Below are 15448 nucleotides of genomic sequence, written 5' to 3' on the forward strand. Positions count from 1 at the left end.
TAATATTAATTACAATGCCAATTTATCATGTTGATGCTTGTGCTGAAGTTTGTCTGTGGAAAATACGCCTTTGTAGCTTCTTACTATCCAAACCCAAAGTGCAATAGTCATTGCGATCACCACAAACAGTGCTGGAAACCCGCCTAGATTTGACATCATTTTAATACCGTCCACTCCAGAAAATGCAGTCATCACCCAAGCTACAATAGCGATGACGCTTCCCCATATGATTTTTAATTTTGCTTTAATCTTAGTGTTCTCGGCTTCTTGAAATTGATTACTCTCATCAATACAAAGAGAAGAGATTGCCTCTGTGTTTGAGTCAGCTGCCGTGACATAGGCAAGAAAAGCAATAAATACGAACATTCCGATTAAAATTCCTGAAGCAGGAAGGTGGTGAAGTAAGCCATATATCACCGCACCAGGGCCACTTTGATTGAGCATATCGTAATAAGCACCGTTGCTCGCAATATCTAGATTTAAAATCATGCCAGAGAAGATCGCCATCCATAGTAAAGAGAAGCTTGCGGGAATAATAATATTTACGGTTAAGAACGCTCTTACTGAGTGTCCTCGTGCGATTTTTCCAAGGAATAAGGACACGACGGGAGCCCAAGCCATCCAATTAGCCCAATAGAAGACAGTCCAACTTTTTGACCAATTATCATTTTGCGCTAGTTCTAAAGAGAAACTACGTATAACAAATTCAGATAGATAATCTTTAAGAGCCTGTATACCGTGGGTAAATATTTCCTGTGTTGGTCCAAAGCTCAGTGCGGTGAGGGCAATGATAGAGAATATAAGCGTATTAATTGAAGATAAGCGAGCAATCCCTTTGTGTAAACCGGATACAGATGATGCAACAAAGCTAACAACAATGCTGACAATAACACCGCCAAGTAGAAATGCGTTGCTAGGAAGGCCTGTAATATCGGTGATGCCATTGGAAAGCACAAGAGCCCCTGTGCCTAATGAAGAAGCCATACCTGCGACGAGTGCAAACATCGAAATAGAATCAACGGCACCGCCAACGTTTTTTGATAGGTATCTACCCAATATAGGCTGTAAGGCTGCGCTAATAGAAAAACGGTGACTTAAGTTATAAAACGCCAGGGCAAATGCAAGGGCTGGAATTGCATAAATAGTGAATGGTGTGATCGACCAATGCATATACATAGTAGATAAAGCAAAGTCAGCGGCTTCTGAACTACCTGCGACCAAATTCAGTGATTCTGGTGGGGTGTGCAGATGATAAAGAGGTTCTGCCGTTGCCCAAAATAGCATGCCTGCTGCCGTTGTTGTGCATATGGTGATCGAACCCCAGCGCCACTTATTCAGTAATGGTTTCGCATCTTTCCCACCAATTTTAACTCGTCCTAAAGGTGACATGAACACAATGATAGTAGTGACTACCATGAAGAATGCACCAAGAGAAAATAGCCAATCAAAAGAGTTTAGTATCCAATTGTTGATTGCTGTCGTCACGCTTAAGAAAGCCGATAGATCGATAAAACTTGCAATAACAGCAAAGATTAACAAGATTAGAGGAGGAAGAAATACCTTATACCGCAATGAATTATTCATTAGATAACCTGTTATTTTTGATAACCAATCATCAATTGCTCTTTATAAAGTTACCATGATGTACATAGTAAATTAACAATAAGGTCCTATCTGATTTTATTCCTATAAAATTAAGAGGAGCTATTTGATAATTGTGAGTTGTTGTAAATTACATAATTTTTAATGAGTTATGTTGTTCATGTCTTACGCTTCTAACTAAGTATCTATTTGATGCAGTATGTTTAATTATGAAACAGAACTCTCTGTGCTAAATCTAAGATTAATTTTATGAGAGGTTCGTTCGAAGAAGGAAGTGATCAATCTGTATTTAAATCTAAACTTTGAAGCCTCAGTCAAAGTTTGGATTTAAAATATAGGTAACGAATTAAAATGTTTAACTTGATCACCTTTTAGGCATTATTCGCGATATGGCGTTGCAAAATGAAACACCATTTATGGGTAATAAGTTTCAATTTGAAATTGTCAGCATAAAAAAGAGGCGTTAAGGATTGAATTTTTACTGTTGAAGCAACAATTTTAATAGGAAAAAACGGTTAAGTAATAACAAGCATTTTTATTTAAGTTGTTGATTTAAATAAAATTATATTTGTATTTTTTATTGTTGGAGCTAAGGGTAGTAATAGATCTATAAGATTATGTTGTTTATTGACTAGGTCATGTTCAATTTTGAACGTCGGTTGAGTTAATGTGATAGAGACTTCAATAAGTCAGACCATGAGAGATTATAATACGGCAATTATCAATTGTTCTATTTAGCATATGCTTTGTATCGAAGAGAGTAAAACTCGTTGGGATTTTTTCCAAAAGCATCAATGGGTTTCCCCTGAGTTTTCATTGTCGCCAGTTTTCCAGTCTTGGCAGCGCTGTGTAAAACAGATGAGTGCTTATAACTGGTCTAAACCTCATATTGCATCAGGCTTTACGCTTGCATCTTTGAGGCGCCATACTGAGCGCGTGATTAACTGCGCCATTACTGTAGTTGAAGACACTTACGATCTGCTTCGTGATGAGAAGCTATTGCTATTGGTCACCGATGATAATGGATGTGTCATGTTTACCATTGGGCATCACGAACTTGAGTTCAAAATGGAAAGCTTGGGCATTAAGGTGGGATGCTTTCTTAGTGAAGATAAAATTGGTACCAATGCAGTGAGTTTTGCGATGGATACCAATATGCCAAGCTTGGTTTATGCTGGCGATCATTTTAAACGTGATCTGCATGATATTGCTGCCGCCGCCGCTCCTATTATTGATATCTATGGCAAATTACGTGGCACGGTAATGATGGTGCGATATGCTGAAGATTATCATACCGAAAACCTTGCTGTAGTTTCTTCTTGTGCTAAAGAAGTGAGCTTGCAACTGTATATCCAAAGTGAACAAGAAAATATGAATCGTCTTCAGTCTGCGCACACTGTTGCTCTGGATTATATGGAAGATGGTATTATTTCTTGGGACAGTGAAAATACGATTTCTTATATCAGTAGCCAAGCCGAAAAGTTACTGGATGTGCATAGCAATGATATGCTCGATAGAGAAGTGTTTAATGTAATTCGCTTTGCACCGAGCATTGTTGATTGTATTCAAAAACGTGAAACACTTCGTCAGAAGCAAACAACGTTTGAACTCAACGGACGTTTCATTGAAGCGATCATTACCTATCGTTGTACGTCCGACTCTACTCATCTGTTATTTCTTCATCCGATAGATAAATTGGGTGTATTAAGTCAGATCAAAGAAAACCACGAAGTCAGTTGTACCTTAGATAAGCTCCCTAATTCTTCTAAGAAAATGCAACATTTGATCAAAGTTGCGCGCAGAGCAATCAAAACTCAATTACCTATTTTAATTACAGGAGAGGAAGGGGTCGGTAAAGCTGATTTGGCGTTGGCTATTCATAATGAAAGTGAATACAGCTCAGGCCCATTTGTTACCTTAAATTGCCGCTCTACCAATCCTTATCAGTTAATTCGAGATGCTCTAGGTTTTGATGGAGGGGAGGGGCAAGTATCGAAATTTGAACTGGCACAAAATGGAACGCTGTACATAGAGAATCTAGATTATCTTGGTATTGAGCTACAAGGTGTTATTTTAAAATTACTTAAAACGGGTCATATTAGTCGTAGTGATAGCCAGCGCTTAGTCAGCGTGAATTTTCAGTTGATTACCAGTACGACCGCCGATATGAGTGAGTTGGTTGCTAAGGGTGCGTTTGCTCGACAACTGTATTATGAGATCTCGCCTAATCAATTGCACATACCGCCATTAAGAAAGCGCCAAGAAGACATTGAGCAGATTATCTTTAGTCTTATTGAAAACTATGAATACACTCACAAAGTGACGATTGAACTGGATAGTGAAGTGTTGGATATATTAAATGCGTATAGTTGGCCGGGGAATAACCCGCAGCTGAGCAATATCATTGAGCAAATTTTATTAAATCGAGGCAGTAATAAAGTCACTTTGGAGGATGTTCCTGATGAGTTTAAGCGTTATTCTCTGCAAGATAAGCCACCTAAAATGTCCATTTTGACCTTAGAAGAATTAGAAAAGCAGGCCATTATTCAGTCATGGAAGGTGTTCGACGGTAAAATGCAAGATATGGCTCATGCATTAGATATTAGTCGTACCACTCTTTGGCGTAAGGTTAAAAAGTATCAATTAGAAGAGTTGGTAGAGGTCGGCTAGGTTGTAAGTGGGGGGAGCCTTAGTATTCCCTAGCCTTAAAAAAGAAAGTAATAAAAGAGCTTTAGTTGCCCTTCAAAGCTTGAACAAGCGCTTTAATTATTATTGCTGAAGAGGTCGCACCTGGATCTTGGTGACCAATACTTTGCTGCCCTAAATGTCTTGCGATGCCTTTGCTTGCTTGCATCTCAATGGTTGCGACTGCGCTTTTCTCTGCGGTCGTTACTAGTTCATCTAATAGGGAATGGATATCAGCTCCCGAGGCAATACTAAGCTTGGCTGTTTCTATCGTGGGTATCCAAACATCACACATGGTTTTTTCACCAGCCTTAGCTTTACCACGCAAAATGACGCCATCAACCCCTTGCTTCAATGAATCAATAAGCTCTTCAAAAGAGAGCTGTTCTCGCGTACCAATCGCTTCAGCTGTACGCAGAAACAAGGTGCTATATAAGGGTCCGCTTGCACCTCCAACATTGTAGAGAAGAGTCACACCAACGTTTTTTAAAATAGTGGCTATATTCTGCCTTTCAACTTTGGGTAGATTTTGCGCTATGATGGTAAAACCGCGATTGAGGTGTGCCCCATGATCAGCATCACCTATGTCACGATCCAGATCGGTTAGAAATTCTTGTTCTTGTTGTAAGTTTTTCGCGCAATGTGCAAGCCACTGTACAATATGTTGTTTCTCGATCAGCATTTTATTGTCCTTGCATTACCACTTGATTGCGGCAGTATCGACAGGGGCATCAAACAGTTCAACCATCTCTGGGTCTGCTTTGAGTAAGGTAATGGAGAGACCTTCCATATCAAGGCCTGTACAATAGTTACCTACCATATTTCGTACAATATGATAGTTGGAGTTTTGGCAACACTTCCAAAGTTGATTGTAGGCGATATAAAGCTCAGATACCGGAGTTCCGCCAAGTCCATTGACGATAGCGATGTAATCGTCTCCTTCACAGAAAGTATCAATAGAGGATTCTATTTCGTTCCACTTACCTTCTTCACGATCCCAAGTGCGTAAGGTGCGAGTGTATTCATTATCCTCTTTTAAAGCCAGAAACATGCGTGTGATTAAATCATTTGCATTGTGATATTCGATGCGCTCAATGCCAGGCTCGCCGTGAATACCGACACCAAATTCAACTTCATTATCTGCAAGTTCAAAAGAGGCTTGTCTAGCGGCAGGAACGATACAAGATTTCAGCGCTACGCTGATAGTTCGACAGTGATTATTAACTCGGCGACCTAGTTCCTCGCATTGCTCAAGAGTGTAGCCTTTAGCCGCTGCAGCACCGACAATTTTCTCCACTAAAACCGTCCCTGTGACTCCGCGACGACCTGTGGTGTATAAGCTACGTTTAACGGCTATATCATCATCAATAAGTACAGAGCCCACTTTTACACCATCAGCATGCAGTAACTCTACTGCAAGCTCAAAGTTCATTATGTCGCCAATGTAATTCTTGATAAAGAATAGAACACCTTGTTCTGTTTTTACTTGGCTAGCGCATTCGTAGGCTTGATCTGGGGTTGCACGAGTAAAGATCTCTCCTGGACAGGCTCCAGTGATCATACCTTTACCCACAAAGCCTGTATGTAGAGGTTCGTGACCAGAGGCACCACCAGAAACCAAGGCCACTTGATTGGGAGATGACTCGTGCCAGACATAACAAGGGTTATTATTCATCTTGAGGCTTGGTCGTGATGCGATAAGACCTTTTGTTTGCTCTAGCACAATGTGTTCTATGTTATTTATTATTTTTTTCATTATCTTTTTTAAAGCTATTATTAGTAGGGCTTAGACAATAATAAAACACTCAATATTGAGTATCAATTTTTTCTATTTGATTCATTTTGAAACGTTCATTTTTGCATCGACGTTTCAGTTTGAAACGTATTTTTAAGTATTTAATAGTAAGTGTGACGCTGATATTGCTTTCACTTTTAACGATTACTTTATTTGATGCTATTTGATATGAGTGTCATAGTTCAACTTGAAATGAACAATAATTTCTTCAGGTTTTCTATATTCATTTAATAAGATGATTCCAACGTTTAAAGAAGACAAAAACGAAAGGTCAAGAAAATGGATAAAATAATTATTAGCCCAAGTAAATATGTTCAAGGTGAAAATGCAATTGAGTCTATCGCAAGCTACGTATTGACTCTAGGTCAAAACCCTATAGCAATTGCCGATGAGTTTGTCACTGGCTTAGTAGGTGAAAAAGTAAAAGGTAGCTTCGCAGCCGAAAATACCCCAGTTACTATGGAATTGTTTAACGGCGAATGTTCTCGTAAAGAAATTGAACGTGTGCTTGATATTGTTGCGACTCAAAAGAACGACGTTATTGTTGGTATCGGTGGTGGTAAAACCTTAGATACAGCTAAAGCTGTTGCTTTCTACTCTAAAATTCCAGTGGTGGTTGTTCCTACTATCGCCTCTACGGATGCCCCTACTAGTGCACTTGCTGTTATCTATACCCCAGAGGGTGAGTTCAGTGAATACCTAATGTTCCCGCAAAACCCGAACATGGTCATCATGGATACCGCGGTCATCGCTAAAGCGCCAGTTCGCTTATTGGTTGCTGGTATGGGGGATGCTTTATCTACTTACTTTGAAGCACGTGCCAACATGACTTCAGGTAAAGCAACAATGGCAGGTGGTGCACCAACACGTTCAGCTCAAGTGTTAGCTAAATTGTGTTACGAAACCATTCTTGAAGACGGTGTAAAAGCTAAAATAGCGGCGGAAAATGGCGTCAGTACTAAAGCGCTAGAAAACGTCATCGAAGCAAACACTTACTTAAGTGGTATTGGCTTTGAAAGTAGTGGTCTTGCGGGTGCACACGCTATCCACAACGGTCTAACTAAACTTGAAGAGTGTCACCACCTTTACCATGGTGAAAAAGTAGCATTTGGTACTTTAGTTCAATTAGTTCTGGAAAATGCAGCGCAAGAAGAAATTGATACCGTACTCGACTTCTGTCGTAGCGTCGGCTTGCCTACCAATCTATTTGACATGGGTGTTACTGAAATTAACCACGATAAACTACGTGAAGTTGCTCAAGGCTCAACTGCAGAAGGTGAAACTATTCACAATATGCCGTTCCCTGTAACTGAAGATTCAGTCTATGCAGCATTATTGACTGCACACCAAATAGGTTTAAATAAATAAACCTTAATTATTTATAAGTAAATAAAACACTTAAATCTTATAAAGAGATAAATATGTCTGATCTTATTTTAAATAAAAAAGAATCGATCGTTATTGATTCTATTCTCGGTAGCCTTTATACCGGGTCAAAAGAGAATCTAACCTTATTAGATTTCAACAATGATATTAAAATTGTTGCTCGTAACGACTGGAATAAAGACAAAGTTGCATTAATTTGTGGCGGTGGCTCTGGCCATGAGCCTGCACATGCTGGTTTTGTTGGTAAAGGTATGTTGACTGCTGCGGTATGTGGCGATCTATTTGCGGCTCCAAGTGTGGATGCAGTATTAAATGCTATTTTGCATGTTACTGGCGACGCGGGTTGCTTGGTTATTATCAAAAACTATACCGGTGACCGTTTAAACTTTGGCTTGGCTGTTGAAAAAGCAAAAGAGATGGGTCGCAAGGTAGATTTGATTGTGGTGGGTGATGACATTTCTATCCCAAGCAATCCTCAACCACGTGGTATCGCAGGGACTTTGTTTGTACAAAAAGTCGCAGGTTATGTTGCTGAAAACGGTGGCTCATTAGAAGAGGTAAAACAAGCTGCTATTGATGCTCACGATAAAATTGCCTCTATTGGTGTTGCATTAACAAGCTGTTCTTTACCTGGCGAAACTAACGATCGTATTGCTTTAGGTAAAGCTGAGCTAGGTCTTGGTATTCATGGTGAACCTGGTATCGAAACGATTGATCTGCCAGCAGCTAAAGATCTTGTGTCTACTATGGTCGCTAAGCTAGTTGCTGCTAAGCCAGTCGAAGAGAATGCACTGCTATTGAATAACCTTGGTGGCCTATCTCCTATTGAGATGAATATCGTAGCCAAAGAATTGATGGAATCAGAGCTAGGCTCAAGAGCAAAATTTATTGTTAGTGGTCCTTTGATGACAGCAATAGATATGAAAGGCTTCTCTATTTCCACCATTCAATTGACTGAAGAGATTGCGAAAGCACTTGAGTTTGGCGTTGAAACCGCTGCATGGCCAGGCGTTGTTGCTCGTCGTGAATTGCCTATTACTGCATGCGAAGATCAAGTGGCGAAGAATGTCTTTGAACCTTCACACGATCAAGAAACTGCTTTGGTTCTAAGCAAAGTGTGCCAGTCGATCATTGAGATCGAAGGTGAGCTTAACCACTTGGATTCAATTGTAGGTGATGGTGATACAGGTTCTACGTTTGCCGCTGGTGCACGTAAGATCCTTGCCGAGCTTGAAGCCAACAACCTACCACTGCAAGACAAAGCAAAGTTACTTACAACTATTGCTAACTGCTTGACCACAGTAATGGGTGGCTCTTCAGGTGTATTACTTTCTATTTTATTCACTGCCTCGGGTCGTGACTATGACTTGAATGGCTCTTTACCTAAAGCATTACAAGCAGGCTTAGCTCAAATGATGGCTTATGGTGGCGCAAAACCTGGCGACCGCACCATGATTGATGCACTTCACCCTGCACTTGAAGCTTGGGCTGAGCAAGGCTTTGTACAGGCAATTGCTGCGGCAAAAGCGGGTGCAGAAGCGACAGCTAAGATGACAAATGCAAAAGCAGGCCGTTCGTCTTATCTAAATAGCGACAGCTTGTCAGGAACCAAAGATCCAGGTGCCTTTGCGGTAGAAACTGTATTCAATCAATTTTAATCAAGGATATCTCACGAATAGAGTTGCTGATTTGAATTACCCTACACAGATAGTCAGTAACTTAGTGGATAGCACGTATTAAAAAATATAAACGTGAAATATGGAATCAGGTCCTTATCAGTAGTCTTCTGACTTATTGAGGGACCCTGGTCCACCGAGGAAATTAAAATGAAAAAAGAAAATCTCGCAAGATATTTCCAGTTTGCGTTAGTCATACTCGCAGCTGGAGCGGTATTCCCCCTAGTATATTTAAAGGCGCAATATCAAGAGACTATTTTAGAAGTCTTCCAAATGAGTGTAACCGATTTAAATAATATTTATTCCATTCTGGGTTTAGTATTTATTGCAGGTTATTTCCCTAGTGGCGTATTAAGTGACAAATTTAGTGCGAAGGGATTATTAGTTGTTAGCTTGCTAGGTACTGCAGTTGGTGGTTTTTGGTTTGCTCAAGTACCAGATTTTAATGGTGTAGTCGGTTGCTTTGTTGTATGGGGTATCTTCTCTGTACTGACTTTCTGGTCTGCACATATGAAGCTAACTAAGATGCTATCTACTCCAGAAGAGGAAGGGCGATTCTTCGGTATTTTAGACGGCGGTCGAGGCTTAGTTGAAGCAGCCCTAGGTAGTATCGCATTAGCATTATTCTCTGCCACGCTAGCTGGTAGCACAGAGATTACTAGTAAAGCGACTGCATTGACTTCAGTTATCTATATGTATTCGATTGCTCTAGTAGTGATTGCTATCTTAGTGGCTATTTTTGTTAAAACTCATGACGAAAAAGTAGAAAAAACAGAAGAAGGGTTCAAACTAAAAGATGTAGGTAAAATCCTTAAAAATAAATTTGTATACATCCATGGCTTGATTATTTTCTGTGGTTATTCAGTGTTTTGGGCAACTTACTATTACGGTGGTCACTTACAAACCAATCTAGGCTTTGATGCTGTCGCTGTAGGCTCAACTATGGTTGGTGTGCTTTGGATGCGTCCACTTGGTGGTTTCATCGGTGGTTACCTAGCTGACAAAATTGGCAAAGCAATTACCGTATTTATCGGCATGATCGGCGGCTGTCTAAGCTTGCTAGCATTAGCGCTAATTTCTAGCTCAGCAAGTGCAACACTCATTGGTGCACTAGTGCTTCTAACTGGCTTCTTTGCTTATATCATTCGCGGTACATACTGGTCATTACTAGGACAAGCTAAAATTAGCGCGACTCTAACCGGTACAGCAATTGGTTGTGTGAGCTTAATTGGTTATTTCCCAGATATCTTTATCCCTCAAATGAACAGCGTTCTTTGGAGTACTTATGGTAATGAAGGCGGCTATAAAGCGTATTTCATCGCAACCATGATTATTGGTCTTATCGGTGCAATCTTAGCGCTTGTATTCCACAAACTATCTAAAGCTGAAGATGCTAAATCAACTAACGTAGAAAAAGAAATATTAGTGAAGACTGAGAAAGCCATCGCTTAATTTATTTATTGCAACATTATGTTGTATCACGAACAAATAAAGAGAAATACAATGAAAGTTAATCTACATATTAATAAAGATAAAAATCGTTTTAATATTAAAGAAGGCGATAAAACAATGAAAGCGGTAGTCACTATGGGTAATGGTGGTTATGAAATGCTTGAATATAAAGATGTTCCAATGCCTGTAATTAGTACTGGTGAGGTTTTAATTAAAGTATTGGCCGCTGGTGTTAATAATACTGAAATTAATACACGAATTGGTTGGTACTCTCAAAAAGTAACTCAAGGAACAAACACTCTTTCTGGCGATGACACTGAAATTAGTGATGCTCGCGAAGAGAAAGATGGTGGTTGGAACGAAGAAACACCATTCCCATTCATCCAAGGTACTGACTGTGCTGGTGTTGTTGTGGAAGCTTACGACGAAGCAGATCAACACCTAGTGGGCAAACGCGTTCTTATCCGTGCTTGTATTCGTCAAAACGGCTTTGACTCTGGCGATAACATCTGGATGGCTTCTGACTTTGATGGTGCATTCGCTCAATATGTGAAAATCACTTCAAGTGAAGTATTCCCGGTTGATTGTGATTGGACGGATGCTGAACTAGGTACTATCCCATGTGCATACGGTACTTCTGAAAATATGGTGCAACGTAGTGGTGTTAAAGCCGGCGATCGAGTTTACGTTGCAGGTGCATCTGGTGGTGTAGGTTCTGCGGTTGTTCAGTTAGCAAAACGCAGAGGCGCTTATGTTATTGGTGCTGCTGAAGGTGAAGATAAAATTGAACGAGTGAAATCATACGGCGCTGATGAAGTTATCGATTACGGTCGTAATGCTCTAGATGTGCTAGGCGAAATGTCTGTCGATATCATCATCGATAACGTAGCGGGCGAGAACTTTGTCAACAACCTTAAAATGCTAAAACGTGGCGGCCGCTATGCTTCATCTGGTGCGATTGCAGGTCCTTTAGTAGAGCTTGACTTCCGCACTATGTACCTTCGAGACTTAACTTTAGTTGGTTGTACTGGTTGGGATGAACCTGTATTCCCAAGCCTAATTGAAGCTATCGAGAAAGGTGAAATTAAGCCAGCTCTTGCGAAAACATTCCCGCTAGAGAACATCGTTGAAGCTCAAAAAGCGCTTCAGACTCGCAAACACGTAGGTAAGCTCGTTCTTATCCCTAGTCACGATTAATAATTCAAATCAGTCGAGGCTCTGGTAGCCTCGCCTTTTACAAAGAGTGAATAATTATGTCTATCTTCGAAAATGTGCATAAGATAAAACACCCCACGTTAACCAAAGAAAATTGGGGAGAAAAACAACCACTGAAGCGAATGAACTTGCTCGGTAAAGAAGTTGATATTAGCCAACCATCATCAACGTTTTGGGTCTATTTACTAGGTGTATTAGTAACCTTAGCGGGTGTGGTCTTCTTAGTGATGAATGAAGGTGAGATGTCTCGCATTTGGTGGGGTATATCTCTAGTTCTATGGGGTGTTGGTGCCCTTATTGCAGGTACTAGTTACCAAGCTTTCGGTTATGAAATGAAGGCTAAGTATCGAGATGAGTGTTCATGGACTACCTGGTGGGAGGTTATCTACTTAATATTCCAACAAGTTAGTATGAATGCGATGGTAGTGGCTATTGCCTACACTTCCATTCCTCAAACGTCTATTTGGTTTGATATTTTCTTATGGTATGCGGGTATTTTAACCGTAGCCTATACCATCATAACGTTTTGGGGTGCATTTACTGCCACTCAATCGGTCATCACATTTGAATTTATGATGATGGCATCGTTGCCTAGCTTTATTGCATTTTGTCTTATCAATACCGTGTCGTATATTAAGACAGGTGCAACCTATGATCTGCTTTGTATGATTTCATGGGTTCTGATTTTCTCGTCTTATTACTTTTTCGATAAATATTGGAAGAAGGGAATTGGCGAAATCTTGTGGGAAAAAGGTATTTGGTTCTCTGAGAATGATGTTCTGCATGTGATTTTGGTAGTGTGGAGTATTCTGATGTTCTTCTTACCTGCGTATACTTTTGATCTCACAGTTGTGGCTCATTAATTAAATTTATTTTTATTGATAAATGCAACACTTACCGTTTTATGCAGTAATCAAGTACAGCATAAAACGGTGTTGTTAATCGATTCTTTGCTATTAAAAATAGTTATTAAAAACAGCTATAAAAAACCTGAGCTAACATTTTACGCATAGCTCAGGTTTATCTTCTACAGAATAAAGCGACTCAAATCTTCGTCTTCAACCAGCTTACCTAGTTTACTTTCTACATAGCTAGCATCAATTTTCAGTTCAGAGCCTGATTTTTCCGTGGCGTCATAAGAGATTTCATCCATTAGACGTTCCATCACTGTATATAAGCGACGCGCACCGATATTTTCAGTGGTTTCATTGACTTGCCATGCCGCTTCAGCGATATGCTTGATACCATCTTCGGTAAACTCTACGTTCACATCTTCGGTTTTAAGAAGGGCAACGTATTGCTCTGTCAAAGAGGCTCTAGGCTCGGTTAGAATGCGTTCAAAGTCGTGGCTTGAAAGTGCTTCTAGCTCTACACGGATCGGTAAGCGACCTTGCAACTCAGGGATAAGGTCAGAAGGCTTAGCCACTTGAAATGCGCCAGAGGCGATAAACAAAATATGGTCAGTTTTCACCATGCCGTGTTTGGTCGATACTGTGCTTCCTTCAATCAGTGGCAACAAGTCACGTTGCACACCTTCACGAGATACGTCTGGGCCTGAGCTTTCGCCACGTTTACAGATTTTATCGAATTCGTCGATGAAGACGATGCCGTTGTTTTCAACGTTGAAGATAGCGTCTTCTTTAAGCTCTTCTTGGTTGACTAACTTAGCCGCTTCTTCTTCAACTAATGCTTTGAATGCTTCTTTAATCTTTAGCTTACGGCTTTTCTTAGTATTACCAGCAAGGTTTTGGAACATTCCTTGTAGCTGGTTCGTCATCTCTTCCATGCCTGGAGGTGACATGATTTCTACGCCCATTTGTGGCGCAGCAACTTCGATATCAATTTCTTTGTCGTCCAATTTACCTTCACGCAGTTTCTTACGGAAGATTTGACGAGTATTTGAGCTGTTATCTTGTGGCTTTTCGTTTTCACCCCATGCATCGCGCGCCGGTGGCAATAATGCATCGAGAATACGTTCTTCGGCTTGCTCTTCAGCGCGGTACTTCACTTTTTCAGTAGCTTGTTGGTGAGTCATTTTCACCGCAACTTCAGTTAAGTCGCGAATGATAGTTTCGACTTCTTTACCTACATAGCCCACTTCAGTGAACTTAGTGGCTTCTACTTTCATGAAAGGTGCGTTGGCCAGTTTTGCTAGGCGACGAGCAATTTCTGTTTTACCTACACCGGTTGGGCCGATCATTAGGATATTTTTTGGTGTCACTTCAGCGCGTAAATCTTCGTCTAATTGCATGCGACGCCAGCGGTTACGCAGGGCAATAGCAACTGAACGTTTGGCGTTATCTTGGCCAATGATGTGACGGTTGAGTTCATGAACAATTTCACGAGGAGTCATCTCAGACATATTAATTCCTTAGTATTCAAGTTCATCAATAGTGTGATGATGGTTGGTAAAGACACAGATATCACCTGCAATATTGAGAGACTTTTCTGCAATTTCTCTGGCGCTTAAATCGGTGTTTTCTAGTAGTGCGGTAGCAGCTGCTTGAGCAAAGTTGCCACCAGAACCAATAGCAACAAGGTCGTGCTCTGGTTGAACTACATCACCATTACCAGTAATGATAAAAGAGGCGGTATCATCGGCGACCACAAGCAGAGCCTCTAAGCGACGCAGAGCGCGGTCGCTACGCCAGTCTTTAGCCAGCTCGACAGCGGCGCGAGTCAGATGGCCTTGGTGCATTTGCAGCTTGCTTTCTAGTCGCTCAAATAGGGTAAATGCGTCGGCGGTACCGCCAGCAAAACCGGCAAGAACTTTGTCGTTGTAGAGTCGGCGAACTTTCTGAGCGTTGCCTTTCATTACTGTGTTGCCTAGAGATACTTGTCCATCACCAGCGATGACGACTTTATTATTTCGGCGTACGGATACTATGGTAGTCACGAGGTTTCCTTCTAATTCTAATTTCACCAGTGAGATTAAAATGAAGTGGGGACGGACAGGAGTAAATTCAAGGTGATGACACAGAGGAGTAGCGGCTTACCGCAAATCAAAGTAAATCAGCCTCGGTTAGCATGCTAACCGAGGCTGATAGATTAGTAACCTGGATCTTTTAAGATCATACAAGGTTCAATTTTAGCGCGCTGCAGTTTGTGCTTGTCACGCTCTGCGTTACGTTTGCGAGGGTAAGGCCCTAGAATGACGCGATGATAATGGCTACCAGGCTTCTGTCGTATTTCGCTTTTTATACCTTGAAAAGCAATATCGACTTTGCGTGACTTCGCTTGTGCAAGAGTACGGTAAGCGCCACATTGCATCACGTAAGGTATTTTCGGTAGAACTTCTTCTTTGGCAACGACTTTAATTTCACGTTCAGGCAGTGTTTTAACATATTCCCACTGTTCTTCTGGAGGAGGTGGCAGGTTTTCTGCACCCTTCTTCGCAGTCGATTCCTCTTTTGCCGTTAAGTTCACGTCTACTGGTTGTTGAGGTTCAGGGGTTTTACTTAAGGAATATAACCCGTAGCTAAATACCCCAATCAATGCGCCAGCAAAGACGATCATCTTCCAAGGTTTTTTAGATTGTTTTGATGGGGTTGGCTTACGCGTTTTTTTAGGTTGCGTACGGCCACCCTTTACATAGTCTTTTCTTGCCACTCGAATTAATCTATTCCATTGATCACGT

12 protein-coding genes are annotated in these 15448 nt (G+C 40.9%); 6 read left to right on the top strand and 6 right to left on the bottom strand.

Annotation, left to right across the window (positions count from 1 at the left end; genetic code table 11):
* Positions 1–9: 9 nt before the first annotated feature.
* Positions 10–1584, bottom strand: a complete 1575-nt coding sequence (locus VHA01S_RS00460) for a BCCT family transporter (protein ID WP_023402406.1) — start codon at positions 1582–1584, stop codon at positions 10–12.
* 759 nt (positions 1585–2343) lie between these two features.
* On the opposite strand from VHA01S_RS00460, the gene dhaR reads away from it, so the two are divergent.
* Positions 2344–4272, top strand: a complete 1929-nt coding sequence (dhaR, locus tag VHA01S_RS00465) for a dihydroxyacetone kinase operon transcriptional regulator DhaR (RefSeq protein ID WP_023402407.1) — start codon at positions 2344–2346, stop codon at positions 4270–4272.
* Between the two features lie 61 nt (positions 4273–4333).
* Here dhaR and dhaL read toward each other — a convergent pair whose 3' ends face one another.
* Together dhaL and dhaK are read right to left on the bottom strand one after the other, a co-directional pair.
* Positions 4334–4969, bottom strand: coding sequence for a dihydroxyacetone kinase subunit DhaL (gene dhaL / locus VHA01S_RS00470; RefSeq protein ID WP_023402408.1), 636 nt, complete (start codon positions 4967–4969; stop codon positions 4334–4336).
* A 15-nt stretch (positions 4970–4984) separates the two neighbouring features.
* On the bottom strand, positions 4985–6043 hold the full coding sequence (gene dhaK / locus VHA01S_RS00475) for a dihydroxyacetone kinase subunit DhaK (RefSeq protein WP_023402409.1): 1059 nt from the start codon (positions 6041–6043) through the stop codon (positions 4985–4987).
* A 318-nt stretch (positions 6044–6361) separates the two neighbouring features.
* Between dhaK and VHA01S_RS00480 the strand changes: the two genes are divergently transcribed.
* The 5 genes from VHA01S_RS00480 (at position 6362) to VHA01S_RS00500 (ending at position 12674) form a co-directional block, all read left to right on the top strand.
* The gene (locus tag VHA01S_RS00480; RefSeq protein WP_023402410.1) at positions 6362–7450 is read left to right on the top strand and encodes a glycerol dehydrogenase; all 1089 of its coding nucleotides are present in this window, start codon (positions 6362–6364) and stop codon (positions 7448–7450) included.
* A gap of 53 nt (positions 7451–7503) precedes the next feature.
* Positions 7504–9126 carry a dihydroxyacetone kinase subunit DhaK gene (locus VHA01S_RS00485; protein ID WP_023402411.1) on the top strand — a complete coding sequence of 541 codons (1623 nt, stop codon included), beginning with the start codon at positions 7504–7506 and terminating at the stop codon, positions 9124–9126.
* Positions 9127–9294: 168 nt separating this feature from the next.
* The gene (locus VHA01S_RS00490; protein WP_023402412.1) at positions 9295–10596 is read left to right on the top strand and encodes an MFS transporter; all 1302 of its coding nucleotides are present in this window, start codon (positions 9295–9297) and stop codon (positions 10594–10596) included.
* A gap of 51 nt (positions 10597–10647) precedes the next feature.
* On the top strand, positions 10648–11793 hold the full coding sequence (locus VHA01S_RS00495) for a zinc-binding dehydrogenase (RefSeq protein WP_023402413.1): 1146 nt from the start codon (positions 10648–10650) through the stop codon (positions 11791–11793).
* A gap of 56 nt (positions 11794–11849) precedes the next feature.
* Positions 11850–12674 carry a hypothetical protein gene (locus tag VHA01S_RS00500; protein ID WP_023402414.1) on the top strand — a complete coding sequence of 275 codons (825 nt, stop codon included), beginning with the start codon at positions 11850–11852 and terminating at the stop codon, positions 12672–12674.
* 164 nt (positions 12675–12838) lie between these two features.
* Here VHA01S_RS00500 and hslU read toward each other — a convergent pair whose 3' ends face one another.
* The 3 genes from hslU to VHA01S_RS00515 all read right to left on the bottom strand — a co-directional run bounded on the left by hslU (position 12839) and on the right by VHA01S_RS00515 (position 15420).
* Positions 12839–14173, bottom strand: coding sequence for an ATP-dependent protease ATPase subunit HslU (gene hslU, locus VHA01S_RS00505; protein WP_023402415.1), 1335 nt, complete (start codon positions 14171–14173; stop codon positions 12839–12841).
* Between the two features lie 9 nt (positions 14174–14182).
* Positions 14183–14707, bottom strand: a complete 525-nt coding sequence (hslV, locus tag VHA01S_RS00510) for an ATP-dependent protease subunit HslV (RefSeq protein WP_023402416.1) — start codon at positions 14705–14707, stop codon at positions 14183–14185.
* Positions 14708–14859: 152 nt separating this feature from the next.
* Positions 14860–15420, bottom strand: a complete 561-nt coding sequence (locus VHA01S_RS00515) for an SPOR domain-containing protein (protein WP_023402417.1) — start codon at positions 15418–15420, stop codon at positions 14860–14862.
* Between the last annotated feature and the right edge of the window lie 28 nt (positions 15421–15448).

The sequence above is a fragment of the Vibrio halioticoli NBRC 102217 genome (assembly GCF_000496695.1).
Lineage (GTDB): Bacteria > Pseudomonadota > Gammaproteobacteria > Enterobacterales > Vibrionaceae > Vibrio > Vibrio halioticoli.